This window comes from Burkholderia perseverans, from assembly GCF_022870505.1.
Classification (GTDB): Bacteria; Pseudomonadota; Gammaproteobacteria; order Burkholderiales; family Burkholderiaceae; genus Burkholderia; species Burkholderia plantarii.
In genome coordinates, this window is record NZ_CP045094.1 from 1,090,058 (window position 1) to 1,115,344 (window position 25,287).

The window sequence follows — 25,287 nt, forward strand, 5'->3', positions numbered from 1 at the left end:
CGCCACGCCGCTTTCCGTTTCCCCGTTCCCGGTACGTTCTCCGCGTTCTTTGCACGCCTCGCATTCACCGCTCCCGGCGGCAGCCGTCCGTCCGGGCTCGTCGCGTTCATCGCGCTGGCGCTCGGCGCCGCGCCCTCGGCCGCCTCGGCGGCCACGCTCGACGGCGCCGCGCTGTCCGCGCTGTGGGGCATCCCGTTCGCCGGCATGCTGCTGTCGATCGCGCTGTTCCCGCTCGTCGCGCCGGCGTTCTGGCATCGCCATTTCGGCAAGATCGCGGCCGCCTGGGCCTGCGCGCTGCTCGCGCCGTTCGCGGTCGCGTTCGGCGCGGCGACGGCGGGCGCCACGCTGGTCCACGCGCTGCTTGAGGAATACGTGCCGTTCATCGTGCTGCTGACGGCGCTCTACACGGTGGCGGGCGGCATCTGCCTGCATGGCGAGCTGCGTGCCTCGCCCGCGCGCAATACCGTGCTGCTCGCGCTCGGCGCCGTGCTGGCGAGCGTGATGGGCACCACCGGCGCGGCGATGCTGCTGATCCGCCCGCTGCTGCGCGCGAACGCGGCGCGCCCGCGCGTCGTGCATGTGGTGGTGTTCTTCATCTTCCTGGTTGCCAACGCGGGCGGCGCGCTGTCGCCGCTCGGCGATCCGCCGCTGTTCCTCGGCTTCCTGAACGGCGTCGATTTCTTCTGGACCACGCTCCACCTCGCGCTGCCGACGCTGTTCGTCTGCGCCGTGCTGCTGGCCGTGTTCTACCTGCTCGACGCGTGGCGCTTCCGCCGCGACGGCATGCTCGGGCGCGCGCTCGATCACGACAGGGATCCGCTCGACCACGAGGCCGATGACGCGCGGGCCGTCGCGTTCGGGCCGAACCAGCCCGGCGCGGAGCCGGCGGCCGGTGCGCGGCTGTGGCTCGACGGCAAGATCAACTTCGTGCTGCTCGTGGCGATCGTCGCGCTGGTGCTGATGAGCGGGATCTGGAAGCCCGGCATCGAGTTCGAGGTGGCCGGCACGCAGGTGGCGCTGCAGAACCTGGTGCGTGATCTCGCGCTGGTGGCGGTCGCGCTGCTGTCGCTCGTGCTCACGCCGCGCTCGGCGCGCGAGGGCAACGCGTTCGACTGGGCGCCGATCGAGGAGGTCGCGAAGCTGTTCGCCGGCATCTTCGTGACGATCGCGCCCGTCATCATGATCCTGCGCGCGGGCGCCGGCGGCGCGTTCGCGCCAATCGTCCACCTCGTCACGGGCACCGACGGCCAGCCGATCGTGCCGATGCTGTTCTGGGCCACCGGCCTGCTGTCGTCGTTCCTCGACAACGCGCCGACCTACCTCGTATTCTTCAACCTCGCCGGTGGCGACGCGGCGAGCCTGATGACGACGGGCGCCGCGGCGCTCGCGGCGATTTCGGCCGGCGCGGTGTTCATGGGCGCCAACAGCTACATCGGCAACGCGCCGAACTTCATGGTCAAGGCGATCGCCGAGGCGCGCGGCATCCGCATGCCGAGCTTCTTCGGCTATCTCGGCTGGTCGTTCGGCATCCTGTTGCCGGTGTTCGCGCTGGCGACGTGGCTGTTCTTTTCCGCCTGAACGGGCGGGTTTCGGCAGGTATGGGTTGCGTGTCGCGGCCCGGTGGGGCCGCAAGGCGCGCTTCCCCCGGCTCGCGCACGCTCGACGGAGACGGGTTATGCAGAAAATCCTGGTGGCGCGTTCGATCTTTCCGGACGTGATCGAGCGCCTGAAGCAGCATTTCGAGGTGGACTGGAACGACGGCGACGCGCTCGCGCCCGACGCGCTGCACGCGCGGCTCGCCGACAAGGACGGCGCGCTCACCGCGGGCGACCCGATCGGCGCGGCGGCGCTCGCGGCGGCGCCGAAGCTGCGCGCGGTCGCGAACATGGCGGTCGGCTACAACAACTTCGACATGGCCGCGTTCAACGCCGCCAACGTGCTCGGCACCAACACGCCGGACGTGCTGAACGAGACCACCGCCGATTTCGGCTGGGCGCTGATGATGGCCACCGCGCGGCGCATCGCCGAATCGGAACACTGGCTGCGCGCGGGCCGCTGGCAGAAGTGGTCGTTCGACAGCTTCCTCGGCGCCGACATCCACGGCGCGACGCTCGGCGTGATCGGCATGGGCCGCATCGGCCAGGCGATCGCGCGCCGCGCGCGCGGCTTCAACATGCGCGTCGTCTATCACAACCGCTCGCGCGTCGCGGCCGCCATCGAAGCCGAGCTGAACGCCGAATACCTGTCGAAGGAAGCGCTGCTGAAGCAGGCCGACCACGTCGTGCTGGTGCTGCCCTACACGAAGGAAAACCACCACACGATCGGCGCGGCCGAGCTTGCGCTGATGAAGCCCACCGCGACGCTGACCAACATCGCGCGCGGCGGCATCGTCGACGACGCGGCGCTGGCCGTCGCGCTGCGCGAGCGCCGCATCGCGGCGGCCGGCCTGGACGTGTTCGAGGGCGAGCCGAGCGTGCTGCCGGCGTTGCTTGAAGTACCGAACGTCGTGCTCACGCCGCACATCGCGAGCGCGAGCGAGGCCACGCGCCGCGCGATGGCGAACCTCGCCGCCGACAACCTGATCGCGGCGCTCGGCGAAGGCCCGCGCGCCGGCCGGCCGCCGAATCCGATCAATCCCGATGTGCTCGGCAAGGCGCGCGCATGACGCCGTGGCTGCTCGGCGCGATCGTGCTGCTGGCGGTCGCGCTCGTGATCGCGCTGGTGGTGGTCTGGCGTGGCGCGGGCCACGCCGGCGACGGCATCGGCTGGCTCGGCGAGCGGCTCGACGAGGTGCAGGACGCGCATGCGCACGCGCTCGAGCGGCTCGAACGCGCGCTGCGCGACGAGTTCTCGGCCGGCTCGCGCGGCGCACGCACCGAACTGGCCGGCAGCTTCACGCAGTTGCAGCAGATGCTGGCCGCGCAGCTGACCAGCGTGGCCACCGTGCAGAACCAGCAGATCGACGGTTTTGCGCAGCAGCTCGCGAAGCTGGTGGCCGCCAATACGCAGCAGTTCGACGCGATGCGCGACGGGCTGCATCAGCAGGCGCAGCTCGCGCGCGACGAGCAGGGCGCGGCGCTACGCCATTTCGGTGCGGTGCTGACCCAGCAGCTCGCGCAGCTCAGTGAAGCGAACGACCGCCGCATGGGCGAGGTGCGCGCGACGCTCGAACAGCGCCTGAAGGACATCGAGGCGAACAACGCGGCGAAGCTCGACGAGATGCGTCGCACCGTCGACGAGAAACTGCACGCGACGCTCGAACAGCGGCTCGGCGAATCGTTCCGCCTCGTCTCGGAGCGGCTCGAACAGGTGCATCGCGGGCTCGGCGAAATGCAGACGCTGGCGGCCGGCGTGGGCGACCTGAAGAAGGTGCTGACCAACGTGAAGACGCGCGGCACCTGGGGCGAGGTGCAGCTCGAGGCGCTGCTCGAACAGATGCTGACGCCGGACCAGTATGCGAAGAACGTCGCGACGGTGCCGAAAAGCAGCGAACGCGTCGAGTTCGCGATCCGGCTGCCGGGCCGGCAGGCCGACGCGCAGCCGGTCTGGCTGCCGGTCGACGCGAAGTTTCCGCGCGAGGATTACGAGCGGCTCATCGATGCGCAGGAGCGCGCGGACGCGGCCGGTGTCGAGGAAGCCGCGCGCGCGCTCGAAGCCCGTGTGCGCGCCGAGGCGAAGACGATCGCCGAAAAGTACGTGGCGCCGCCGCACACCACCGATTTCGCGCTGCTGTTCCTGCCGACCGAGGGGCTCTATGCCGAGATCCTGCGGCGGCCCGGGCTCACCGACCTGCTGCAGCGCGACTATCGCGTGACGGTGGCCGGCCCGACCACGCTGACGGCGCTGCTCAACAGCCTGCAGATGGGATTCCGCACGCTCGCGATCGAGCGTCGGTCGAGCGAGGTCTGGCAGGTGCTGGGCGCGGTGAAGACCGAGTTCGGCAAGTTCGGCGAGGTGCTCGCGCGCACCAAGACGCAGCTGGAGACGGTGACGCGCTCGATCGAAGCGGCCGAGCAGCGCACGCGCGTGATGAATCGCAAGCTCAAGGAAGTCGAGGCGCTGCCCGGCGACGATGCGGCCGGTCTGCTCGGCGGCGTGGCCGGCCAGGCGGGCGATGGCGAGGATGCCTGAGTGGGTCTCCGAGCGCGCGGCGTGAACGCGCAGCGCGCAGGCTGACGGACGGCGCGCGCCGTCCGGCTCAATAGTCGTCGTCGTGCAGCGATTGCGCGAGCGCGTCGAGCGCGTCGCCCGTCACGCGCACCACGCGCCAGTCCGGCAGGACCACCGCGCCCATCCGTTCGTAGAAATCGATCGCCTGGCGGTTCCAATCAAGCACGGTCCACTCGAAGCGGCCGCAGCGGCGTTCGACCGCGAGCGCCGCGACCGCGCGCAGCAGCCGCGTGCCGAGCCCGGTGCCGCGGCAGGCCGGCTTCACGTAGAGATCTTCCAGATAGAGGCCGCGCTTGCCGACGAAGGTCGAGTAATTCTGGAAGTAGAGCGCATAGCCGATCACGTCGTCGTCATGCGTGGCCACCAGCGCGCCGGCGGCCGGGTTTTTCCCGAACAGGGCATCGGCCAGATCGGCCTCGGTCGCGACGAACAGATGCGTCAGCGACTCGAATTCGGCGAGTTCGCGGGTCAGCGCGATGAGTGCCGCGACGTCGCTCGGTGCTGCGTCGCGGATCTCGAATTTCATGCTTCCTCCGGCACGTCCGACAGCACGATCTCGATACCGCCGAAGCGCGACGCGACCCAGTTGTAGGCGTGGCAGGCGATCCACAGCAGCACGAAGCCGATGATCGCGTTCAGCAGCAGCGCGCTGAAGATGGTGCTCAGCTCGACCGACCCGTAGCGCACGAACGCGACGACGATGCCGAGCAGCACGATCGGCACGCTGAACGTCAGGTAGACGAGGATCAGTGCCTTGGCCGTCTGCCCTGCCGCGATCGAGGAGATTTGCTTTTTCATAATCGAGTTGCCCCGTAAGTGCTGAAAATAATCGTTGCTTAGAGTGCGCCGGCGAACGGCAGGATCTCGACGCTGTCGCCGGCTTCGACGCGGGCGAGGTCGGCGCCCACGACGATGAAGCAGTTCGCGTCGCTGAGGCCCTTCAGCGACGCCGAGCTCTGCGAGCCCGCCGGGGCGACGCGCCACGCGCCGTCCGGTTCGCGGCTGGCCACGCCGCGCAGGAAATCGGTGCGGCCCGCGCGCGTGTCGATCGCCGCGCTGGTGCGTGCCGGATAGCGTGGGGCCGGCTCGGTCCGCGCGCCCATCATGGCGAGCAGCGCGTCGCGCACGATCACCTGGAACGTCGCGGCGACCGCCACCGGGTTGCCGGGCAGCCCGAAGAACAGCGCCGCGCGCGCGCCCGGCGCGGTCGGTGCGAGGCGCCCGCAGGCGAGCGGCCGGCCCGGCCGCATCGCGAGGCTCGCGAAGCGGATCTCACCAAGACGTTCGAGCAGCTCGCGCGTGAAATCGGCGTCGCCCACCGATACGCCGCCCGAGGTGATCACCACGTCGGCGCGCGCGGCCGCGTCGCGCAGCGCCGCTTCGAGCGCGGCGGGATCGTCGCCGACGATCCCGCCATCCAATACCTCGATGCCGAGCGCCGCGAGCATCCCGAACAGTGTCGCGCGGTTGCTGTCGTAACGGCCGCCGGCGCCGAGCGGCTCGCCCGGCGCGCGCAGCTCGTCGCCGGTCGACAGGCACGCCACGCGCAGCCGGCGCCGCACGTGGACTAGGCCGATGCCGAGCGAGGCGAGCAGGCCGAGATCGGCGGGCCGCACGATCCGTCCGGCTTCGAGCACGATCGAGCCGCGCGCGAGATCCTCGCCGGCGCGGCGGCAGTTGGCGCCGGGCGCGACCGCGTTCGCCGCGAAGCGCACCAGCGTATCGGTCGCGTTCACGCGCTCCTGCGCGATCACGGTGTCGCTGCCGGCCGGCAGCGGCGCGCCCGTCATGATCCGGATGCAGGCGCCGGGCGGCAAGGCGCCCGCGTGGGGATGGCCGGCCAGCGCGATGCCGGCGACCGGCAGCGCGAGTTCGCCGTTCGCCGCGGTCGCGAGCGCCGCGCCGGCGAACGCGTAGCCGTCCATGGCCGCGTTGTCGTAGGCGGGCACGTCGAGCGGCGACCTGATGGCGTCGGCGAGCACGCGGCCGAGCGCGTCGTGCAGCGCGACGCGTTCCGTTTCCGCGACCGGCACGATCGCATGCAGCGCCAGCGTGCGCGCGGCTTCGACGGACAGGGTTTCGGGAGACGGTGGCGTGGTCATGGCTGAAGGAGCGCCGCGAGGCGGGGATCGGGTTCGCGCCGGCAGGCGGCAGCGGCGTGCCGCAGCGGCGGGTCGCGTCGACGGAAGCGGGCGGCGGCGGATGAAACGCGGGCCGCCGTCAGTCGCGTTCGAGGCGTGTCAATTCCTGCAAAGAGTTGGCATTGTAAAACGCGCGCTCGTTGTCAAATGGCACTTCGATGGCCGTGTGGCGTGCGTACCACGCGCGCACGCGGCGCTCGCCGGACGCCAGCGCGGCCTCGAGATCGTCGGCGAGCGCGACGGGCACCAGCGCGAAGGTCGGCTGCGGATGGGTGCGGCCGTCGGCTGCCACGCTGACGGCCATCGCGATCGCGGCGCTGTTTGCTTCGCGCGCGGCCAGCAGGCGCGTGGCCAGGTCGTCCGGCAGATAGGGGGTGTCGCACGGCGCGCTCAGCACGAGCGGCGTGGCCGCCGCGCGCAGGCCCGCGAGCAGGCCGGCCAGCGGCCCCGCGAAGCCCGGCGTCGCGTCGGCGACGATCCGCGCGCCGTAGGGATGGCCCAGCGTCGCGTAGGCGTCGGGGTTGCGGTTCGCGCTGATCACGATCGCCGCGACCTGCGGCGCGAGCCGGCGCAGCACGTGCAGCGCGAGCGGTTCGCCGCGCAGCGGCTGCAGCCCCTTGTCGACGCCGCCCATGCGCGAGCCCTGGCCGCCGGCCAGCAGCAGGCCGGTCAATGGCCGTGTGGCGTCATGTGGCAACGGCGCGGGAGCGATCACGGGAGCGGGGCGAGGCGGGCGGCGACAGCGCTCAGCCGCCGATGTAGGACATCTCGACGCGCGGTGCGCCGGCGTCGGCGCGCTGCCCGGCCTGCGCGGTGCCGCGCAGTTGCGAATAGCGATCGTCGCGCGCCTGCCAGATCCGCGCGACCGCGGTCGCGAGCTGCGCATCGGTGGCGCCGTTGCGCAGCAGCGCGCGCAGGTCGTGGCCCGACGAGCCGAACAGGCACCGATAGAGCTTGCCTTCGGTCGACAGCCGCGCGCGCGTGCAGGCGCCGCAGAACGCGCGCGTGACGCTCGAGATCACGCCGATCTCGCCGCTGCCGTCCGCATAGCCCCAGCGCTGCGCGGTTTCGGCCGCCGAATGCGCTTCGAGCGGCACCAGCGGGAACTGCGCGTCGATCCGTTCGAGCACCTCGGCCGACGGCAGCACGTCGGTCATGTTCCAGCCGTTCGAGGTGCCCACGTCCATGTATTCGATGAAGCGCAGCACGATGCCGGTGCCCTTGAAGCGGCGCGCCATCGGCACGATCTCGGCGTCGTTGGTGCCGCGCTTGACCACCATGTTGACCTTGATCGGCGCGAGCCCGGCGTCCTGCGCGGCAAAAATTCCTTCGAGCACGTCGGCGCTCGCGAAATCGGCGTCGTTCATGCGGCGGAACAGCGTGTCGTCGAGTGCGTCGAGGCTGACCGTGACGCGCGTCAGGCCCGCGTCGCGCAGGCTGCGTGCCTTGCGCGCGAGCAGCGAGCCGTTGGTCGTCAGCGTCAGGTCGAGCGGGCGGCCGTCCACCGTTTCCATCCGCGCGAGCCGCTCGATCAGGAATTCGAGGTTCTTGCGCAGCAGCGGCTCGCCGCCGGTGATGCGGATCTTCTCGACGCCGTGCGCGACGAAGATCCGCGCCACGCGCTCGAGCTCCTCGAGCGAAAGCAGCGCGCTGTGCGGCAGGAACGGGTAGTCCTTGTCGAACACGTCGCGCGGCATGCAGTAGACGCAGCGGAAGTTGCAGCGATCGGTGACCGAGATGCGCAGATCCCGCAACGGCCGCGCGAGAGTGTCGCGCAGGATGCCGCTCGGCGCGAACGGGGTGCCGGAGATATCCGGAATGCCGCTGACGTCGGTGACCGGGATGATGCGTTGGGACATGGTGACTGAAGCTCGTTCGAAAATGACGACCAAGCCGTCATTTTAACGGCAAGCGGCCGATCGGACCGGCGCACGCAAACCCCTAGGAAAAGAGCACAGATGGCGGCGTGCCGGGCTGGGGACGCGTGAAGCACGCGCGAAACGGCGGTGAGGCGGCGTGGCGCGCGCGAAATCCGAGTGAAATCCACGCAAAGCGCGCGGGCATGAAAAAACCCGCCCTCGGGAGGGCGGGTTTGCGGGGTCTCAAGCCGGTGTCGCTTACTGCTGCGAACGGGTCTCGACCTGCTGCATCGGCGTCGGGTCGACCGGCGGCAGCGACTTGCGCTCACGCGGAGCGCGCACCGTCGGGGCGATCTGCGCGGCGGCCTGCTGGGCGGCGCGCAGCTTGTCCGCGTCAGTGTTGACCCAGGTCAGGCCGGCGGCGTCGAGCGCGGCTTCGAGGCCGCGCGACGCCGGTGCGGGGGCCGGAGCAGGGGCCGCTTGCGGCGCCGCGGCGGTTTCGACCGGCGCTGGAGCATAGGTCGGTGCGACCGGCTGCGGCTCGGCGGCCGCCACCGGTGCCGGCTCGGCCGCCACCTGCGGTTCGTTCGCGACTGGAGCCGGTTCGACCGGCGCGGGCGCGATCAGCGGCACGGCGTCCGCCACCGCGGGCTCGGCCGGTGCCGCTTCCGGTGCCGATTCGGCGGCCGGTGCTGCCTCGGCGGCCGGCTCGACCGCGGTCGGCACCGGTGCCGGTTCGAACAGCGCGGCCTGGGCCGGCTCGACTGCCGGAGCCGCCGGTTCGACGATCGGTGCCGTCGGCGTGACCGGCGTTTCGCTCACCTCGACCGGTGCGGCCGGTGCGGCTTCCTGCGGGGCCGTCTCGACCGGCGCGGGTTCGGCCGCGGGGGCCGGTTCCACCGGGGCCGGCGTGGCCGGCACGACGGGCTCGGCGGCAGGCGTCACGGCCTGCTCGGCCGGTGCCGGCGTGATCGCAGCCGGTGCCGGCTCGATCGCGGCCGATGCCGTTTCAGCCGGCGTTGCCTCGACCGGCGTCGCTTCGGCCTGGGCCGTTTCCGCGGCATGCGTGGCCAGCGCTTCAGTGGCGACTGCGGCCGTGGCGGCCGTCACGGTGGCGACGGCTGCCACCACCGGTGCGTCGGCGTCGTGGGCATGACCCGCTTCGGCTTCCGCTGCCTGCTCGGCGCCTTCACCCGCTTCCGCGCCTTCCGGCGCGGCGCCCGCCACGCCTTCCTCGCGATCGCGGCGACCACCACGACGGCCGCGGCGGCGACGGCGGCGTTCCTCGCCGTCACGCGCGCCGGCTTCGGCGTCGGCGGCGAACTCGGCGCCCGGTGCCAGCGGATCCGCGTCTTCCGTCGCTTCCGTGTGCGCCGTCTCACCGCGATTCACGGTTTCGAGCGTGGCCGCGTGCGGCACGGCCTTGCGGCGCTCGCCGCGCTCGCGTCGTTCCTGCTGGCGCGGGGCTTCCGCGCCGTCGGCCGTCACCACGCGTTCACGCGGCTCGCGGTTTTCACGCGGCTCGCGTGCCTCGCGCGGCTCACGGCCTTCGCGCGGCTCGCGTGCCTCACGCGGTTCGCGCACTTCGCGCGGTTCGCGACCCTCACGGCCTTCGCGTGCCTCGCGCGGTTCGCGATTGCCGCGGCCTTCGCGTGCCTCACCGCGGTTTTCACGCGGCTCGCGGCCTTCCTTGCCCTCGCGTTCACCGCGTGCCTGCGGCGCACGGCCACCGGCCACCGCCGGTTGCGCGTCGCGCGCGCCGGCCGGCTGGCCGTTGCGACGATTCGGATTGCGGTTGCGATCGCCGCCGCGTTCGCCGCGCTCGGACTTCTCGCCGCGCTCGCGGGCCGGACGCGCTTCCGCCGCCACGTCCTTGACGGGCGCCGGGGCCGGAGCCGGGGCGGCCGGCTGGCCGCCGAACAGGCTCTTGATCCAGCCGAAGAAACCACCGCCCGACGCGGCGACCGGAGCGGGCGCCGGTGCGACCGGAGCGGCCACCGGCGCCGGCGCGGCCTCGCGCTGCGGCGCGCCCGGTGCCGGACGCTCGGGCGTGATGCCCTTGACGGCCGCTTCCTGCTTCGGCTTCACGTCGCCGGTGCGCTTGCTGTAGCCGGTTTCCGACTCGAGTTCGCGAGCCGCTTCCTCGGCCATCTTCCACGAGGCGCGCGGATCGTCGAGGCGTACGTCGTCGTGGCGCAGGCGTTCGAGCTTGTAGTGCGGCGTATCGAGGTGCTTGTTCGGGATCAGCACGATGCCGACCTTGAAGCGCGACTCGATCTTGTTGATTTCCTGACGCTTTTCGTTGAGCAGGAAGGCGGTGACTTCGACCGGCACCTGGCAATGGATCGCCGCGGTGTTCTCCTTCATCGCCTCTTCCTGGATGATGCGCAGGACCTGCAGCGCCGACGATTCGGTATCGCGGATGTGACCGGTGCCGTTGCAGCGCGGGCAGGTCACGTGGCTGCCTTCCGACAGCGCCGGGCGCAGCCGCTGGCGCGACAGCTCCATCAGGCCGAAACGCGAGATCTTGCCCATCTGCACGCGCGCGCGGTCGTGCTTGAGCGCGTCCTTCAGGCGCTGCTCGACCTCACGCTGGCTCTTGGCCGATTCCATGTCGATGAAATCGATCACGATCAGGCCGCCGAGGTCGCGCAGGCGCAGCTGGCGTGCGACTTCGTCGGCAGCTTCGAGGTTGGTGCGGGTGGCGGTTTCCTCGATGTCGGCGCCCTTGGTGGCGCGCGCCGAGTTCACGTCGATCGCGACCAGCGCCTCGGTGTGGTCGATCACGATCGCGCCGCCCGAGGGCAGCGGCACCGTGCGCGAGTACGCGGTCTCGATCTGGTGCTCGATCTGGAAGCGCGAGAAGAGCGGCACGTCGTCGTGGTAGCGCTTCACCTTGCCGACGTTGTCGGGCATCACGATGTCCATGAATGCACGCGCCTGATCGTGGATCTCGGTCGTGTCGATCAGGATTTCGCCGATGTCGGGCTGGAAATAGTCACGGATCGCGCGGATCACGAGGCTCGATTCCAGGTAGATCAGCATCGGCTGGCCCGAGTGGCCGCTCTTCGAGGCGGCCTCGATCGCGTGCCAGAGCTGCAGCAGGTAGTTCAGGTCCCACTGCAGTTCCTCGGCGCTGCGGCCGATGCCCGCGGTGCGGGCGATCATGCTCATCCCCTCGGGGATTTCGAGCTGCGCCATGGTTTCGCGCAGTTCCTGACGCTCGTCGCCTTCGATGCGGCGCGACACGCCGCCGCCGCGCGGGTTGTTCGGCATCAGTACCAGGTAGCGGCCGGCCAGCGAGATGAAGGTGGTCAGCGCGGCGCCCTTGTTGCCGCGTTCTTCCTTCTCGACCTGGACGATCAGCTCCTGGCCTTCGCGCAGCGCATCCTGGATCCGCGCGGAGCGCATGTCCACGCCGTCGCGGAAGTACTGGCGGGCGACTTCCTTGAACGGCAGGAAGCCGTGGCGGTCTTCGCCGTAGTTGACGAAGCAGGCTTCGAGGGAGGGCTCGATGCGGGTGACGACGCCCTTGTAGATGTTGCCTTTGCGCTGTTCGCGGCCGGCGGTTTCGATATCGATGTCGATGAGCTTCTGCCCATCGACGATGGCGACACGCAGTTCTTCCTGCTGTGTCGCATTGAACAGCATGCGTTTCATAAAACGGCTCCAGGCGGCGCTACCGGCGGCGCGTTCCGGTTGTCAGGCGGAACGCGGGCGACAGCAGGCCGCGCCTTGTTGTGTTGTCACGAGCACGCTGGAGCGGGAATGATGGCGGGAGAATTGCCTGAAGAGGCGCGGACCGATACGACTGGTCGGCGGCCATGGGCACCTGCGAACGCGGCTTCAAAGCACGGGTGTCCACCCCGCGCGCCATGCGGCGCGCTAAGCCTGCTGCCGGGCAATGCCGCACGCAGCACGCGGCGCAAGTTGCGCGCGACGTCGCTGGGGCGGCATGTGCTGCGGCCGGGCCGCAGCGGGGAGTATCGAATCCAGCCCGACTTCCCCGCCTGGGGTGTTCTACCTTGGTTTGACGTCGCCTGGTTCCGCACGCTTCGCGAGACCACACCGGGCGCACGCCGTCATATTCGCAACCGGCAGCGCGACCGGCTTACTTCGCGCCGGGTCGCCGCTGCCAATTGAATTCTTTTTGTCCAACCTTCCGTTACCGCGGCACACCGCCAACCGAATCCGCCTGTGGGCGCGATCCCTGCCGGCGCGGGGTGCCGTGCGTGCAACTTGCTGCTTCTCTTTTGTACAGGGCGAGCAGCGGACCCCGGGCGCAAGTAAAATAGCGGTTTGCGCTTGCGCCTTTGCGCAATCCGCCCGAACCGGCCAATCCGGCCGCCCGCAGCGGAAAGCTGGGCAAAATTATATTCAGTATGAATGAGTTAGGCAAAATATCCCAGAAATCGGTCGCAAGCGGTCAGGTTTCCATGGTCGAAGTCGGTGAAGACGCTGCCGGTCAGCGCATCGACAATTTCCTGCTGCGCGTCTGCAAGGGCGTGCCCAAAAGTCACATCTATCGCATCCTGCGCAGCGGCGAGGTCCGTGTCAACAAGGGCCGGATCGATGCGCAATACCGGCTCGCGTTCGGCGACGTGGTGCGGATCCCGCCGATCCGCGTGGCCGCCGTCGATCCGGCGCGCGAGGCGGCGCCAGTGCCGGCCGTCGAATTCGAGATCCTGTTCGAGGACGACGCGCTGATCGCCATCAACAAGCCGGCCGGGGTCGCGGTTCACGGCGGCAGCGGCGTGTCGTTCGGCGTGATCGAGCAGATGCGCGCCGCGCGGCCGACCGCGAAGTTTCTCGAACTCGTGCATCGGCTCGACCGCGAGACCTCGGGGATCCTGATGCTCGCGAAGAAGCGCTCGGCGCTGGTCGCGCTGCACGAGCAGATCCGCGAGAACCGCATGGACAAGCGCTACTACGCCTGCGCGCATGGCGACTGGGCCGCCGACTGGGGCCGCCGGCGCGCCGTGAAGGTGCCGCTGTTCAAGTATTCGACCGCCGACGGCGAGCGCCGCGTGCGGGTGCAGGACGACGGCCTGCCGTCGCATACCGTCTTCAACCTGATCGAGCGCTGGCCCGAATACGCGTTCGTCGAGGCGGAACTCAAAACGGGTCGGACCCACCAGATACGCGTACACTTGGCGCATCTCGGGCTGCCGATCGCGGGCGACGCGAAGTACGGCGATTTCGCGCTGAACAAGGCGCTGGCCCGCGCCAACGCGCGTCCGTCGCTGAAACGGATGTTCCTGCACGCCTACCGCCTGAAGCTCGCGCATCCGCTGTCCGGCGAGCCGCTGCAATTCGATGCGCCGCTGCCCGACGAGTGCCGGCGCTTCCTCGACCAACTCAACGACATGCGCGCACCCGCCGCATGAACCGCATGGCCCGACAGCAATTTGACCTGATCGTTTTCGACTGGGACGGCACGCTGATGGATTCGACCGCGCACATCGCGCAGAGCATCCAGGCGGCCTGCCGCGACCTCGGCCTGCCGACGCCGTCCGACGAGGCCTCGCGCTACGTGATCGGCCTCGGGTTGCGCGACGCGCTGGCGATTGCCGCGCCCACGCTCGATCCGTCCGAGTACGCGCGGCTCGCCGAGCGGTACCGGTTCCACTATCTGGTCAAGGACCCGCGCATCGAGCTGTTCGCCGGCGTGCGCGAGCTGCTCGAGGAACTGCGCGACACCGGCTACCTGCTCGCGGTGGCGACCGGCAAGGGCCGCGTTGGGCTGAACCGCGCGCTCGACGAGACCAAGCTGACGCGCTTCTTCGACGGCACGCGCTGCGCCGACGAAACCTTCTCGAAGCCGCATCCGGCGATGCTGCACGAATTGAGCCGCGAACTGGGGCAGGATCTGGCGCGCACCGTGATGATCGGCGACACCACGCACGACCTGCAGATGGCGGCGAGCGCCGGCGCGGCCGGCGTCGGGGTGGCCTACGGCGCCCATCCGGCCGAGTCGCTGGCCGCGCTGGAGCCGCGCTTCATCGCCGCCGACGTGGGCGCGCTGGCCGATTGGCTGCGCCTGCACGCATGAGCGACGAGGCCGTATTTATCTGCGCGTCGGACGCGCTCGTCGACGGCGGGCTCGGCGTGCGGCAGACGGCTCGCCTGCGCGGCGAGGAGGTTGTCGTCTTCTTCGTTCGCTATGACGGGCGCGCCTACGGCTACCTGAACCGCTGCGCGCATGTACCGATGGAGCTGGACTGGAACGAGGGCCAGTTCTTCGAATCCTCGGGCCTGTACCTGATGTGCGCGACGCACGGCGCGATCTACGCGCCCGACACCGGCAAGTGCGTCGGCGGTCCGTGCCGCGGCGCCCGGCTGCGCGCGGTCGCGGTCGACGAGCGCGACACGCCCGAGGGCCGCGCCGTCTACTGGCTGCCCGATGCCGAACTGCGGCCGCCGGCGCCCTGATCCGCCGGCCTGATTCGTCGCCGATTCCTCTTTTTCGACCCTCACTGGCCCACGCATGACCGACCAACCGACTTCTCCCGATTCCTCCGGCACCGCGCGCGGCGCCGGCCATGAACCCGGCTGGGAGCGCGCGGCGCTCGAGCGGATCGCGATGGCGGCGATCATCGAGCAGCGCCGGGCGCGCCGCTGGCGCATCGCGTTCCGTTTCCTCTGGCTGATCCTGGTGGTGGCGATCGTGTTCGCGGTATTCGACTTCTCGGGCGACGGCAAGCTGTCGAGCAGCCGCCATACCGCGCTCGTGACGATCGACGGCGAGATCGCGGCGGGCACCAACGCGAACGCCGACGACATCAACTCCGCGCTCGACGACGCGTTCGACGATTCCGGCACGGTCGGCGTCGTGCTGCGCATCAACAGCCCGGGCGGCAGCCCGGTGCAGGCCGGCATCGTCTACGACGAGATCCGCCGGCTGCGCAAGAAATACCCGTCGAAGCCGCTCTACGTGGTGGTCAGCGACATGTGCGCATCGGGTGGTTATTACATCGCCGCGGCGGCTGACAAGATCTACGTCAACCAGGCCAGCATCGTGGGCTCGATCGGCGTGCTGATGGACGGCTTCGGCTTCACCGGCCTGATGGACAAGCTCGGCGTCGAGCGCCGGCTGCATACGTCGGGCGAGAACAAGGGCTTTTTCGATCCGTTCTCGCCGGAAACGCCGAAGATGAACGAGCATGCGCAGGCGATGCTCGACGAGATCCACGCGCAGTTCATCCAGGCCGTGAAGGACGGCCGCGGCAAGCGGCTGCACGACTCGCCGGATCTCTTCTCGGGGCTGTTCTGGACCGGCGCGAAGAGCGTCGATCTCGGCCTCGCGGACGGCTTCGGCACCACCGACTCGGTCGCGCGCGACGTGCTGAAGGCGCCCGACATCGTCGATTACACGGTCAAGGAAAGCTTGAGCAACCGCGTGGCACGGCGTTTCGGCGCGGCGATCGGCGGCGGGGCGGTGAAGTCCGCGCTGTCGGACAGCGGGATCCGGCTGCGCTGAGGCCTCGCGGGTACCCGGGCAGGTGCGCCGCCGCCGGTGCGCGAGGCCTAGGAAGCCAGCCGGCCGCCACCATCGGCGGGCCGGCCGTTGCGCTCAGTTCGCGAGCAGCAGGAAGATCGCCGGCCGCTTCTGCAGGTTCAGCGGCGGCGCCTTCTTCCAGTCGGCCGCGCTGCGGCTCACGATCGTCTCGGTATCGAGCGTCAGGTCCGCCGCGACGCAGATCAGCGTCGACGGCGCGCAGTTCGCGACCAGCGCTTCCAGCATCGCCTGGTTGCGATACGGCGTCTCGATGAAGATCTCGGTTTCCCTGGCCTTGCGCGACTGCTGTTCGAGTTCGCGCAGGCGCTTCGTGCGCGCGGCCGCGTCGACCGGCAGGTAGCCGTGGAACGCGAAAGTCTGGCCGTTCAGGCCGGAGGCCATCAGCGCGAGCAGGATCGAACTCGGGCCGACCAGCGGCACCACGCGCACGCCGCGCTCGTGCGCGCGCCGCACCAGCAGCGCGCCCGGGTCCGCCACGGCCGGCACGCCGGCTTCGGAGACGAGGCCGCCGTCGGCGCCGGCCAGGATCGGCCCGAGCAGCCGCTCGATTTCGCCCGCCGGCGTCTTCACGTTCAGTTCGCGGATCTCGATTTCCTGGATCGGCCGTTCGGTACCGATCTTCTTCAGGAACGCACGCGTGGTCTTCGCGTTCTCGCCGATGTAATAGCCGAGCGCGGCGGCGCGCGCCTGCACGGCGGCCGGCAGCACGGCCGCGAGCATCGACGCGTCGCCTTCGCCGAGCGTGTTCGGGATCAGATAGAGCGTGCCCTTCGTCATGCCCGCACCTCCGCGCCGAACAGCGCCACGCCGGCCTCGCGCAGCATGCGCGTGAGCGCGATCAGCGGCAGGCCGACCAGCGCGGTCGGGTCGTCGGAGTCGATCGCCTCGAGCAGCGCGATGCCGAGCCCCTCCGACTTGGCGCTGCCGGCCACGTCGTAGGGCGTCTCCGCGCGCAGGTAGGCGTTGAGCTCGGCCTCGGACAGCGAGCGGAAGCGCACGCGCGTGACCACGTCCTCGACTTGCGCGCGATCGGTGCGGCTGTCGTAGACGCATAGCGCGCTATGGAATTCGACGCGGCGGCCCTGCATCGATTTCAGCTGTTCGAGCGCGCGTTCGTGCGTGCCGGGCTTGCCGATCTGGCGGCCGTCGAAGGTCGCGACCTGGTCGGAGCCGATCACGATCGTGCCCTCGGGCGCGGCGACGCGGCCGGCGACGGCGCGCGCCTTCCCGGCGGCGAGCCGCAGCGCGGTGTCGGCCGGCGATTCGCCGGCGCGCGGCGTCTCGTCGAGATCGGGCGTGGCGACCTCGAACGGGATCCTCAGGCGTTCGAGCAACTCGCGTCGGTAACGGGAACTGGACGCCAGGATCAGCCTGGGCGGACGGGAAAACGTGGTCATCATGGCGCGTCGGAAGGGGCCTCGCGGCGTGGCGCGAGGCGGGGTCTTAAGTGATTGACTCGAAAAGATAAAACAGATATAGTTTTGCGCTTTTCATCGGCAGCGGTTATTGGGTGCCGGCTTCGTAGGTGCTGGCCTCGTGGATGCCGGCCTCGATCGATCGCCGCGGGCCCGGTACGCAAGCCGGCGCGTCCGGCAATCCGGTACGACGTCGATGACGGCAAGCACAATACGGCAGGAGCGCACATGAATCCTTCTTCAGGCAAACCTGCGGTATCGCTCGATCCGCACGTCGTCGACCTGTTCGAGTTCGCGCGCAGCGCCCGGCAATCGGCCGGCGCGGTGCGGCTCTCGCAACTGCCGCGCATGTTAAACGAAGTGCCGGCCGATGCGCCAGATCGTGACACCGCGTTCACGTGGCAGGCGGAAGGCTCGACGCAGTCGGAGCTGCAGGACGACGGCAGCGAAGGCCAGCAGCCGTATCTGCGGCTCGCGCTGCACGGCGTCGCGTGGCTCGAATGCCAGCGCTGCATGACGCCGTACTCGCAGGCCTTCGATATCGACATGGTGTATCGGATCGTCGCGACCGAGGAGGAAGCGGAAGCCATTCCGCTCGATGAGGACGATGAAGTCGATGTGATCGTGGGTTCGCGCCAGTTCGATCTCGTCGACTTGATCGAAGAGGAGCTGTTGCTCTCGCTGCCGCTCGTGCCGAAGCATGAAGTCTGTCCGGCGGTGCATGAAAGTCTCGTGTCGGGTGTCAGCGGCCCCGCCGAGGATTTCGTGGCCGACGAAGAGGCTGAAAGCGAAGGCGACGAGGGCGGTGAAAAGCGGCCCAATCCGTTCGCGGCGCTCGAAGCGCTGAAGCGGGACGGCGACAAGAAACACTGACGTAGGTGGAGCACGGGAAGGCGTCGGGCGGCAGTGCCCGGATGTGGTTAGGCGCCGTATCGGGCTGTGTTAGAATCCGGAAAATTTTTAGGAGTTAGTCATGGCAGTTCAGCAAAACAAGAAGTCGCCGTCGAAGCGCGGCATGCACCGTTCGCACGATTTCCTGACGACCACGCCGCTGGCCGTCGAGCCGAGCACGGGTGAAGTGCATCTGCGTCACCACATCAGCCCGAACGGCTACTACCGCGGCAAGAAAGTCGTCAAGACGAAGAACGACTAAGCGCGTTTCGTCGCGCGAGGTCCGGCCCATGCCCGGGCGCTTCGCACGACGACCGGTTCGCTTGACACTTTCCTGGCTCGACAAAAAGGCGGCATTCAACTGCCGCTTTTTTGTGCCTGAAATTCGTCGCACTCCATGACAGTAAAGCTCACGATCGATTGCATGGGAGGCGACCACGGCCCGTCCGTGACCGTTCCCGCGGCAGTCAAGTTTGTCCGTGCGCACCCCGATGCGCATCTGATGCTGGTAGGCATCGATACCGCGATACGTGCCCAGCTGAAAAAGCTCAAGGCGCTCGACGAGCCCACGCTCTCGATCGTCCCGGCTACGGAAGTGGTCGCGATGGATGATTCCGTCGAGATCGCGCTGCGGCGGAAAAAAGATTCCTCGATGCGCGTCGCGCTGAACCACGTCAAGGACGGCGCGGCGCAGGCTTGCGTCTCGGCCGGCAACACCGGCGCGCTGATGGCGGTGTCGCGCTACGTGCTGAAGACGCTGCCCGGCATCGAACGCCCGGCGATCGCGTTCGCGCTGCCGAACCCGAGCGGCTACACGATGATGCTCGACCTCGGCGCGAACGTCGATTGCGAGCCGCAGCACCTGCTGCAGTTCGCCGAGATGGGGCACGCGCTCGTCGCCGCGCTCGAGGGCAGGGATCGTCCGTCGATCGGCCTGCTCAACATCGGCGAGGAAGTGATCAAGGGCAACGACACGATCAAGCGCGCGGGCGAACTGCTGCGCGCCAGCACGCTCAACTTCCGCGGCAACGTCGAGGGCAACGACATCTACAAGGGCACGGTCGACGTGATCGTCTGCGACGGCTTCGTCGGCAATGTCGCGCTGAAGACCTCGGAAGGCCTCGCCCAGATGCTCGCCGACATCATCAAGGAAGAGTTCAGCCGTTCGTGGCTGACCAAGCTGATGGCCGTGCTCGCGCTGCCGGTGTTGCTGCGTTTCAAGAAGCGCGTCGACCATCGCCAGTACAATGGCGCGGCGTTGCTCGGCCTGCGCGGCCTCGTCATCAAGAGTCACGGTTCGGCCGATGCCTACGCGTTTGAGTGGGCCATCAAACGCGGGTATGATGCGGTCAAAAATGGCGTGCTGGAGCGCCTTTCCCGGGCCATGGCGGAAAACGCGATGCCGCTTGGCGAAAGCGGTCACGACGCGGGCGGTGCCGGCCAGGCGGGTCCGTCCGCCGGTCAGCAGGCCGAGCCTTCTTCCGCTTTGTCCTCGAAAGCTTAAATGGCCCAATCGACTCTCTATTCCCGCGTGCTCGGCACGGGCAGCCATCTGCCTGCCAACCGGGTCACGAACCAGGCGCTCGCCGAGCGCCTCGCGAAAGACGGCATCGAAACCAGCGACGAGTGGATCGTCGCGCGCACCGGCATCCACGCCCGCCACTTCGCCGATCCGGACGTGACGACCAGCGATCTTGCGCTGGTCGCCGCGCAGCGCGCGATCGAAGCCGCCGACATCGATCCGCAGTCGATCGACCTGATCATCGTCGCCACCTCGACCCCCGATTTCGTCTTTCCCAGCACCGCCTGCCTGCTGCAGAACAAGCTCGGCATCCGCAACGGCGGCGCCGCGTTCGACGTGCAGGCGGTCTGCTCGGGCTTCGCCTACGCGCTGGCCACGGCCGACAGCTTCATCCGCAGCGGCCAGCACCGCAACGCGCTGGTGGTGGGCGCCGAGACCTTCTCGCGGATCCTCGATTTCAAGGACCGCACCACTTGCGTGCTGTTCGGCGACGGCGCCGGCGCCGTGGTGCTGTCGGCTTCCGACGAGCCGGGCATCCTCGGCAGCGCGCTGCACGCGGACGGCAGCTACTCGCACATCCTCTGCACGCCGGGCAACGTGAACGGCGGCGTGATCGCCGGCAGCGCGTTCCTGCACATGGACGGCCAGGCGGTGTTCAAGCTCGCCGTCAACGTGCTCGAGAAGGTGGCCGTCGAGGCGCTCGAAAAGGCGAACCTGTCGGCCGACCAGGTCAACTGGCTGATTCCGCACCAGGCGAATATCCGTATCATGACCAGCACCTGCCGCAAGCTCGGCCTGCCGCAGGAGCGCATGGTCGTCACCGTCGGCGAGCACGGCAACACCTCGGCCGCCTCGATCCCGCTGGCGCTCGACGTGGCTGTGCGCGACGGCCGGATCCAGCGCGGTCAGACGGTCCTGATCGAAGGCGTCGGCGGCGGCTTCACCTGGGGCGCGACGGTATTCCGCTTCTGAGCGCCACGCCGCCCCTCGCGGCCGCGCCCGCTGCCGCGGGGGCGCCGCTCGAATCGATTCAATGAGGACGAAATGAAATTTGCCTTTGTTTTTCCGGGACAGGGTTCGCAGTCGGTCGGCATGCTCAACGCATTCGCCGATCTCGCCGTCGTGCGTGACACCGTCCAGGAAGCGTCCGACGCACTGAACCAGGATCTCGGCAAGCTGATCGCCGAAGGTCCGGCCGAAGAACTGAACCTGACGACCAATACCCAGCCCGTCATGCTGACGGCCGCCTACGCCTGCTATCGCGCATGGCAGGAGGCGGGCGGCCCGGCGCCGTCGATCGTCGCGGGCCACAGCCTCGGCGAGTACACGGCGCTGGTCGCCGCCGGCGCGCTCGCGTTCCGCGATGCCGTGCCGCTGGTGCGGTTCCGCGCGCAGGCGATGCAGAGCGCGGTGCCGGTCGGCCAGGGCGGCATGGCCGCGATCCTCGGCCTCGACGACGACACGGTGCGCGCCATCTGCGCCGAGGCCTCGGCCGAGGGCGTGGTCGAGGCGGTCAATTTCAACGCGCCGGCGCAGGTCGTGATCGCCGGCGGCAAGGCCGCGGTCGAGAAGGCCTGCGAACTGGCCAAGGCGAAGGGTGCCAAGCGCGCGCTGCCGCTGCCGGTATCGGCGCCGTTCCATTCGTCGCTGCTCAAGCCGGCCTCGGACCAACTGCGCGATTATCTGGCGGGCGTCACGGTGAACGCGCCGGTGATCCCGGTGGTCAACAACATCGACGTGGCCGTGGTGTCCGATCCCGCCGCGATCAAGGACGCGCTGGTGCGCCAGGCGGCCGGCCCGGTGCGCTGGGTCGAGTGCGTGAAGCACATCGCCGGCACCGGCGTCACGCAGCTGGTCGAATGCGGCCCGGGCAAGGTGCTCGCGGGGCTGACCAAGCGCATCGACGGCACGCTCGCGGGCGCCTCGGTGTTCGATCCCGCCACGCTCGACGACGTGCTCAAGCTCGTCACCGCGTAACGCGGCGCCCACGTATTCCGCTTCCACCGCTTCACGGAACCAACATGGACAAGAATCTCGACAAACAGGTGGCGATCGTGACCGGCGCGTCGCGCGGCATCGGCCGTGCGATCGCGCTCGAACTGGCACGCCAGGGCGCGACGGTGATCGGCACCGCGACCAGCGAGGCCGGCGCGCAGGCGATCGGCGCCGCGTTCGCGGAGGCCGGCGCGACCGGCCGCGGCGCGGTGCTCAACGTCAACGACGCGGCCGCCGGCGAAGCGCTGATCGACGCGACCGTGAAGGAATTCGGCCGCCTCGACGTGCTCGTCAACAACGCCGGCATCACGCAGGACCAGCTCGCGATGCGCATGAAGGACGACGACTGGGACGCGGTGATCGACACCAACCTGAAGTCGGTGTTCCGCCTCTCGCGCGCGGTGCTGCGCCCGATGATGAAGGCCCGCGGCGGGCGCATCATCAACATCACCTCGGTGGTCGGCTCGCTCGGCAATCCCGGCCAGGCCAACTACGCTGCCGCGAAGGCCGGCGTCGCGGGCCTGACGCGCGCGCTCGCGCGCGAGATCGGCAGCCGCGGCATCACGGTGAACTGCGTCGCGCCCGGCTTCATCGATACCGACATGACCAAGACGCTGCCTGAAGAACAGCAGGCGGCGCTGAAGACCCAGATTCCGCTCGGCCGCCTCGGCAGCACCGACGACATCGCCCACGCCGTCGCGTTCCTCGCATCGCCGCAGGCCGGTTACATCACCGGCACGACGCTGCACGTGAACGGCGGCATGTACATGTCGTAACGGAATTCGTTTACCATCCGCGCCGTGTGACGGATGGAGAAAGGCGCATTGGGCGCCTGTCGAACCACAACGCCGGCACGCATTTTTGGCGGCATCAAACCTGATAAAATGCGCGCACTTGTAAATCTGAACTTTCCCTCGGAGGGGTAATGGACAACATCGAACAACGTGTCAAGAAGATCGTCGCCGAGCAACTGGGCGTCGCCGAAGGCGAAATCAAGAACGAAGCCTCGTTCGTGAACGATCTGGGCGCGGACTCGCTCGACACGGTCGAGCTGGTGATGGCGCTCGAAGACGAGTTCGGCATGGAAATCCCGGACGAAGAGGCCGAAAAGATCACGACGGTTCAGCAAGCGATCGACTACGCTCGCGCGAACGTCAAGGCCTGAGACAGGCACACGCCGTCTGCAACGTTTTCTGGAACGCTGCATTGGCGCTCGATCTCGCAGCCGGCATCGATGCCGGCCGCGCTAACAGCCACAGGGCTCGCAGGGCTGGTTCCTGCGGCCCCTGTGGCTTTTGCTTTAGTCATTCAATGGAAAAGAGGGTACCGTGAGCCGCCGCCGAGTTGTCGTTACAGGCCTGGGGCTGATTTCGCCTGTTGGCAATAATGTTGCCGACGGTTGGGCCAATCTCGTTGCCGGAAAATCCGGCATCGTCAACATCACCAAGTTCGATGCCACGAACTTTTCGACCCGCTTCGCGGGCGAGGTGAAGGACTTCAACGTCGAAGAGTACCTGCCGGCGAAGGAAGCGCGCCACATGGATACCTTCATCCATTACGGCATCGCCGCCGGCATGCAGGCCATGAAGGACTGTGGCCTCGAAGTGACCGACGAGAATTCGGAGCGCATCGGCGTCGTCGTGGGCTCCGGCATCGGCGGCCTGCCGATGATCGAGGTCACGCAGACCGAGCTGCTCAATCGCGGCCCGCGCCGGATCTCGCCGTTCTTCGTGCCGGCCTCGATCATCAACATGATCTCGGGCCACCTGTCGATCAAGTTCGGCCTGAAAGGCCCGAACCTCGCGATCGTGACGGCCTGCACCACCGGCCTGCACTGCATCGGTGAGGCCGCGCGCCTGATCGAGTACGGCGACGCCGACGTGATGATCGCGGGCGGCGCGGAAGCGACCGTCTCGCCGCTCGGCATCGGCGGCTTCGCGGCCGCGCGCGCGCTGTCGCAGCGCAACGACGATCCGGCGACGGCGAGCCGTCCGTGGGACAAGGACCGCGACGGCTTCGTGCTCGGCGAGGGCGCCGGCGTGATGGTGCTCGAGGAGTACGAGCACGCGAAGGCGCGCGGCGCGAAGATCTACGCCGAAGTGTCCGGCTACGGCATGAGCGCCGACGCCTATCACATGACCGCGCCCGTCGAGGACGGCGACGGCGCACGCCGCTGCATGCTGGCCGCGCTGCGCAACGCCGGCGTCAACCCCGACGAGGTCAACTACCTGAACGCGCACGGCACTTCGACGCAACTCGGTGACCTGGCCGAGACGATCGGCATCAAGCGCGCGTTCGGCGATCGCGCCAGGCAGATGGTGGTCAACTCGACGAAGTCGATGACGGGCCACCTGCTGGGCGGCGCGGGCGGCCTCGAGTCGGTGTTCACGGTGCTCGCCGTTCACAACCAGGTGTCGCCGCCGACCATCAACATCTTCAATCAGGATCCCGAATGTGATCTCGATTACTGCGCGAACGAAGCACGGGACATGAAGATCGATGTCGCGCTGAAGAACTCCTTCGGTTTTGGCGGGACTAACGGCACGCTGGTTTTCAAGCGCGTCTGAAGCGGGATCGCTTGACGGATCCCTTCCTCCCGTTTTCCGCCGGCACGCAGCCCGTCGCGCTGCGTGCCTCGGCGACGCTGCGCGTCGCGCTGGCGGCGTTCGTCGTGCTCTGCACGGCGGCCGTCGCCGCGGGCGCCGCGGCGCTGCCAGGCTGGTTCATGGATCAAACGGGAGCGATGCTCGTCGGGATGCTGAGCGGCGCGTATCTCGCGTCGGTCGCGCGGCGGACCAGTGCCAGCCGCGTGCCGGCTGCCTTGCGGATCGAAGCGGGCAGCGGCGCGCTCGCCGTGTTCGATCGCGGCGGCCGGCGCGTGGCGTTCGGCCCGGTGGTCGGCTGCACGCAGTGGGCGGACCGCCTGCTGGTGCTAGCGATCGCTCGCGAGCGCGGCCGTCCGGTGCCGTTCGTGGTGCCGGCCGACGCGCTCGACGCGCGGGCCTTTCGCGCCCTGTCCGTCTACGGCAGGCAGGCCACGCACGGCTAGGCTGGCAGCACGCGCCGCCCGCGTTTCGCGGCGCGCCAGGTGGCGTTGCTACAATAGCGCTCCGCGTTGCATCCCTAGTTAACGGATTTGTCAGGTGAGTGAAAAAGAAATCGATCAGGTCCTGGTCGAGCGCGTACAGAAAGGCGACAAGGCGGCGTTCGAACTCCTGGTCTCCAAATACCACCGCAAGATCCTCCGGCTGATCTCGCGCCTCGTGCGTGACCCCGCCGAGGTCGAGGACGTGGCCCAGGACGCGTTCATCAAGGCCTACCGGGCGCTGCCGCAATTCCGCGGCGAATCCGCGTTCTACACGTGGTTGTACCGGATTGCCGTCAACACGGCGAAGAACTACCTTGCGACCCAGGGGCGCCGCGCGCCGACCTCGACTGAAGCGGATGCCGAAGAGGCTGAAACTTTCTCCGACGCGGACCAACTAAGGGATATCAACACGCCCGAGTCGATGTTGATGAGCAAGCAGATCGCCGAAACGGTGAACGCGGCGATGGCGCTGTTGCCCGAGGAATTGCGCACGGCCATCACGCTGCGGGAAATCGAAGGCCTGAGTTACGAGGAAATCGCGGAAATGATGGATTGCCCCATCGGCACCGTGCGTTCACGTATCTTCCGGGCCCGGGAAGCGATCGCCAACAAGTTGCGGCCGCTGCTCGACACGCCGGAAGGCAAGCGCTGGTAGGCGCCTGTCCGGCGGCAGGATCGGCACGGGGT

Annotated in this window: 25 protein-coding genes; 17 read left to right on the plus strand and 8 right to left on the minus strand. The window is 68.9% G+C overall.

The genetic code is table 11. The features are described from left to right. The first annotated feature begins 108 nt into the window (after positions 1 to 108). The 3 genes from BpN12_RS19500 to BpN12_RS19510 all read left to right on the plus strand — a co-directional run bounded on the left by BpN12_RS19500 (position 109) and on the right by BpN12_RS19510 (position 4,131). Positions 109 to 1,578 (plus strand): sodium:proton antiporter, encoded by a 1,470-nt coding sequence (locus BpN12_RS19500; protein WP_246797936.1) that lies wholly within the window; start codon positions 109 to 111, stop codon positions 1,576 to 1,578. Between the two features lie 97 nt (positions 1,579 to 1,675). Then, positions 1,676 to 2,665, plus strand: coding sequence for a 2-hydroxyacid dehydrogenase (locus BpN12_RS19505; protein ID WP_246797113.1), 990 nt, complete (start codon positions 1,676 to 1,678; stop codon positions 2,663 to 2,665). Beyond that, positions 2,662 to 4,131 carry a DNA recombination protein RmuC gene (locus BpN12_RS19510; protein ID WP_246797114.1) on the plus strand — a complete coding sequence of 490 codons (1,470 nt, stop codon included), beginning with the start codon at positions 2,662 to 2,664 and terminating at the stop codon, positions 4,129 to 4,131. The genes BpN12_RS19505 and BpN12_RS19510 overlap by 4 nt, the downstream gene beginning before the upstream one ends. A 67-nt stretch (positions 4,132 to 4,198) precedes the next feature. Here the strand turns inward: BpN12_RS19510 and BpN12_RS19515 are convergent, their stop codons facing one another. The 6 genes from BpN12_RS19515 to BpN12_RS19540 all read right to left on the minus strand — a co-directional run bounded on the left by BpN12_RS19515 (position 4,199) and on the right by BpN12_RS19540 (position 11,830). After that, the gene (locus tag BpN12_RS19515) at positions 4,199 to 4,696 is read right to left on the minus strand and encodes a GNAT family N-acetyltransferase (RefSeq protein ID WP_246797115.1); all 498 of its coding nucleotides are present in this window, start codon (positions 4,694 to 4,696) and stop codon (positions 4,199 to 4,201) included. Then, positions 4,693 to 4,968, minus strand: coding sequence for a hypothetical protein (locus BpN12_RS19520; RefSeq protein ID WP_012735005.1), 276 nt, complete (start codon positions 4,966 to 4,968; stop codon positions 4,693 to 4,695). The genes BpN12_RS19515 and BpN12_RS19520 overlap by 4 nt, the downstream gene beginning before the upstream one ends. A gap of 38 nt (positions 4,969 to 5,006) precedes the next feature. Beyond that, the gene (moeA, locus tag BpN12_RS19525) at positions 5,007 to 6,272 is read right to left on the minus strand and encodes a molybdopterin molybdotransferase MoeA (RefSeq protein WP_246797116.1); all 1,266 of its coding nucleotides are present in this window, start codon (positions 6,270 to 6,272) and stop codon (positions 5,007 to 5,009) included. 118 nt (positions 6,273 to 6,390) lie between these two features. Beyond that, entirely contained in the window at positions 6,391 to 6,945 is a 555-nt protein-coding gene (gene mobA, locus BpN12_RS19530) for a molybdenum cofactor guanylyltransferase MobA (protein WP_246797937.1), read from the minus strand. Positions 6,946 to 7,057: 112 nt separating this feature from the next. Then, entirely contained in the window at positions 7,058 to 8,170 is a 1,113-nt protein-coding gene (gene moaA, locus BpN12_RS19535; RefSeq protein ID WP_246797117.1) for a GTP 3',8-cyclase MoaA, read from the minus strand. A 258-nt stretch (positions 8,171 to 8,428) separates the two neighbouring features. Further along, positions 8,429 to 11,830, minus strand: a complete 3,402-nt coding sequence (locus tag BpN12_RS19540) for an Rne/Rng family ribonuclease (RefSeq protein WP_246797118.1) — start codon at positions 11,828 to 11,830, stop codon at positions 8,429 to 8,431. A 722-nt stretch (positions 11,831 to 12,552) separates the two neighbouring features. Between BpN12_RS19540 and BpN12_RS19545 the strand changes: the two genes are divergently transcribed. The 4 genes from BpN12_RS19545 to BpN12_RS19560 are packed head-to-tail and all read left to right on the plus strand — an operon-like array spanning position 12,553 to position 15,650. Further along, positions 12,553 to 13,557, plus strand: a complete 1,005-nt coding sequence (locus BpN12_RS19545; RefSeq protein ID WP_246797938.1) for an RluA family pseudouridine synthase — start codon at positions 12,553 to 12,555, stop codon at positions 13,555 to 13,557. A 5-nt stretch (positions 13,558 to 13,562) separates the two neighbouring features. Continuing rightward, positions 13,563 to 14,222, plus strand: a complete 660-nt coding sequence (locus tag BpN12_RS19550) for an HAD-IA family hydrolase (protein ID WP_246797119.1) — start codon at positions 13,563 to 13,565, stop codon at positions 14,220 to 14,222. Further along, complete coding sequence (locus BpN12_RS19555; RefSeq protein ID WP_246797120.1) at positions 14,219 to 14,602, plus strand: Rieske (2Fe-2S) protein; 384 nt, start codon at positions 14,219 to 14,221, stop codon at positions 14,600 to 14,602. Before BpN12_RS19550 ends, BpN12_RS19555 begins: the two co-directional genes overlap by 4 nt. A gap of 55 nt (positions 14,603 to 14,657) precedes the next feature. Continuing rightward, positions 14,658 to 15,650, plus strand: coding sequence for a S49 family peptidase (locus BpN12_RS19560; protein WP_246797121.1), 993 nt, complete (start codon positions 14,658 to 14,660; stop codon positions 15,648 to 15,650). Positions 15,651 to 15,743: 93 nt separating this feature from the next. On the opposite strand, the gene BpN12_RS19565 is transcribed toward BpN12_RS19560, so the two are convergent. Together BpN12_RS19565 and BpN12_RS19570 are read right to left on the minus strand one after the other, a co-directional pair. After that, complete coding sequence (locus BpN12_RS19565; RefSeq protein ID WP_246797122.1) at positions 15,744 to 16,466, minus strand: SAM-dependent methyltransferase; 723 nt, start codon at positions 16,464 to 16,466, stop codon at positions 15,744 to 15,746. Continuing rightward, positions 16,463 to 17,089, minus strand: a complete 627-nt coding sequence (locus BpN12_RS19570; RefSeq protein ID WP_425306353.1) for a Maf-like protein — start codon at positions 17,087 to 17,089, stop codon at positions 16,463 to 16,465. Before BpN12_RS19570 ends, BpN12_RS19565 begins: the two co-directional genes overlap by 4 nt. 243 nt (positions 17,090 to 17,332) lie before the next feature. On the opposite strand from BpN12_RS19570, the gene BpN12_RS19575 reads away from it, so the two are divergent. The 10 genes from BpN12_RS19575 (at position 17,333) to rpoE (ending at position 25,255) form a co-directional block, all read left to right on the plus strand. Next, positions 17,333 to 17,977: a DUF177 domain-containing protein gene (locus tag BpN12_RS19575; RefSeq protein ID WP_198252593.1), complete on the plus strand. Its 645-nt coding sequence runs from the start codon at positions 17,333 to 17,335 to the stop codon at positions 17,975 to 17,977. Positions 17,978 to 18,077: 100 nt separating this feature from the next. Further along, the gene (rpmF, locus tag BpN12_RS19580; protein ID WP_012735017.1) at positions 18,078 to 18,257 is read left to right on the plus strand and encodes a 50S ribosomal protein L32; all 180 of its coding nucleotides are present in this window, start codon (positions 18,078 to 18,080) and stop codon (positions 18,255 to 18,257) included. 135 nt (positions 18,258 to 18,392) lie between these two features. Next, positions 18,393 to 19,499 (plus strand): phosphate acyltransferase PlsX, encoded by a 1,107-nt coding sequence (gene plsX, locus BpN12_RS19585; protein ID WP_042624222.1) that lies wholly within the window; start codon positions 18,393 to 18,395, stop codon positions 19,497 to 19,499. Further along, positions 19,500 to 20,489: a beta-ketoacyl-ACP synthase III gene (locus BpN12_RS19590; protein ID WP_246797123.1), complete on the plus strand. Its 990-nt coding sequence runs from the start codon at positions 19,500 to 19,502 to the stop codon at positions 20,487 to 20,489. It abuts the gene before it with no gap. Positions 20,490 to 20,561: 72 nt separating this feature from the next. Then, a complete protein-coding gene (fabD, locus tag BpN12_RS19595; protein ID WP_246797124.1) occupies positions 20,562 to 21,494 on the plus strand; it encodes an ACP S-malonyltransferase in 933 nt (310 codons plus the stop codon). Between the two features lie 44 nt (positions 21,495 to 21,538). After that, positions 21,539 to 22,288 carry a 3-oxoacyl-ACP reductase FabG gene (fabG, locus tag BpN12_RS19600; protein ID WP_246797125.1) on the plus strand — a complete coding sequence of 250 codons (750 nt, stop codon included), beginning with the start codon at positions 21,539 to 21,541 and terminating at the stop codon, positions 22,286 to 22,288. Positions 22,289 to 22,437: 149 nt separating this feature from the next. Then, positions 22,438 to 22,677 (plus strand): acyl carrier protein, encoded by a 240-nt coding sequence (acpP, locus tag BpN12_RS19605; protein ID WP_012735022.1) that lies wholly within the window; start codon positions 22,438 to 22,440, stop codon positions 22,675 to 22,677. Positions 22,678 to 22,840: 163 nt separating this feature from the next. Then, on the plus strand, positions 22,841 to 24,079 hold the full coding sequence (fabF, locus tag BpN12_RS19610) for a beta-ketoacyl-ACP synthase II (RefSeq protein WP_246797126.1): 1,239 nt from the start codon (positions 22,841 to 22,843) through the stop codon (positions 24,077 to 24,079). 11 nt (positions 24,080 to 24,090) lie between these two features. Beyond that, positions 24,091 to 24,561, plus strand: a complete 471-nt coding sequence (locus tag BpN12_RS19615; protein WP_246797127.1) for an RNA polymerase subunit sigma — start codon at positions 24,091 to 24,093, stop codon at positions 24,559 to 24,561. Between the two features lie 94 nt (positions 24,562 to 24,655). Beyond that, positions 24,656 to 25,255, plus strand: coding sequence for an RNA polymerase sigma factor RpoE (gene rpoE, locus BpN12_RS19620; protein ID WP_042624228.1), 600 nt, complete (start codon positions 24,656 to 24,658; stop codon positions 25,253 to 25,255). The last annotated feature ends 32 nt before the right edge of the window (positions 25,256 to 25,287 follow it).

Bases quoted from the DNA above. Each gene is read 5' to 3' on its own strand.
- BpN12_RS19505 (WP_246797113.1), top strand. From the start codon at position 1,676: ATGCAGAAAATCCTGGTGGCGCGTTCGATCTTTCCGGACGTGATCGAG.
- BpN12_RS19510 (WP_246797114.1), top strand. From the start codon at position 2,662: ATGACGCCGTGGCTGCTCGGCGCGATCGTGCTGCTGGCGGTCGCGCTC.
- BpN12_RS19515 (WP_246797115.1), bottom strand. From the start codon at position 4,696: ATGAAATTCGAGATCCGCGACGCAGCACCGAGCGACGTCGCGGCACTC.
- BpN12_RS19520 (WP_012735005.1), bottom strand. From the start codon at position 4,968: ATGAAAAAGCAAATCTCCTCGATCGCGGCAGGGCAGACGGCCAAGGCA.
- moeA (WP_246797116.1), bottom strand. From the start codon at position 6,272: ATGACCACGCCACCGTCTCCCGAAACCCTGTCCGTCGAAGCCGCGCGC.
- mobA (WP_246797937.1), bottom strand. From the start codon at position 6,945: ATGGGCGGCGTCGACAAGGGGCTGCAGCCGCTGCGCGGCGAACCGCTC.
- moaA (WP_246797117.1), bottom strand. From the start codon at position 8,170: ATGTCCCAACGCATCATCCCGGTCACCGACGTCAGCGGCATTCCGGAT.
- BpN12_RS19540 (WP_246797118.1), bottom strand. From the start codon at position 11,830: ATGAAACGCATGCTGTTCAATGCGACACAGCAGGAAGAACTGCGTGTC.
- BpN12_RS19545 (WP_246797938.1), top strand. From the start codon at position 12,553: ATGAATGAGTTAGGCAAAATATCCCAGAAATCGGTCGCAAGCGGTCAG.
- BpN12_RS19550 (WP_246797119.1), top strand. From the start codon at position 13,563: ATGGCCCGACAGCAATTTGACCTGATCGTTTTCGACTGGGACGGCACG.
- BpN12_RS19555 (WP_246797120.1), top strand. From the start codon at position 14,219: ATGAGCGACGAGGCCGTATTTATCTGCGCGTCGGACGCGCTCGTCGAC.
- BpN12_RS19560 (WP_246797121.1), top strand. From the start codon at position 14,658: ATGACCGACCAACCGACTTCTCCCGATTCCTCCGGCACCGCGCGCGGC.
- BpN12_RS19565 (WP_246797122.1), bottom strand. From the start codon at position 16,466: ATGACGAAGGGCACGCTCTATCTGATCCCGAACACGCTCGGCGAAGGC.
- BpN12_RS19570 (WP_425306353.1), bottom strand. From the start codon at position 17,089: ATGATGACCACGTTTTCCCGTCCGCCCAGGCTGATCCTGGCGTCCAGT.
- BpN12_RS19575 (WP_198252593.1), top strand. From the start codon at position 17,333: ATGAATCCTTCTTCAGGCAAACCTGCGGTATCGCTCGATCCGCACGTC.
- rpmF (WP_012735017.1), top strand. From the start codon at position 18,078: ATGGCAGTTCAGCAAAACAAGAAGTCGCCGTCGAAGCGCGGCATGCAC.
- plsX (WP_042624222.1), top strand. From the start codon at position 18,393: ATGACAGTAAAGCTCACGATCGATTGCATGGGAGGCGACCACGGCCCG.
- BpN12_RS19590 (WP_246797123.1), top strand. From the start codon at position 19,500: ATGGCCCAATCGACTCTCTATTCCCGCGTGCTCGGCACGGGCAGCCAT.
- fabD (WP_246797124.1), top strand. From the start codon at position 20,562: ATGAAATTTGCCTTTGTTTTTCCGGGACAGGGTTCGCAGTCGGTCGGC.
- fabG (WP_246797125.1), top strand. From the start codon at position 21,539: ATGGACAAGAATCTCGACAAACAGGTGGCGATCGTGACCGGCGCGTCG.
- acpP (WP_012735022.1), top strand. From the start codon at position 22,438: ATGGACAACATCGAACAACGTGTCAAGAAGATCGTCGCCGAGCAACTG.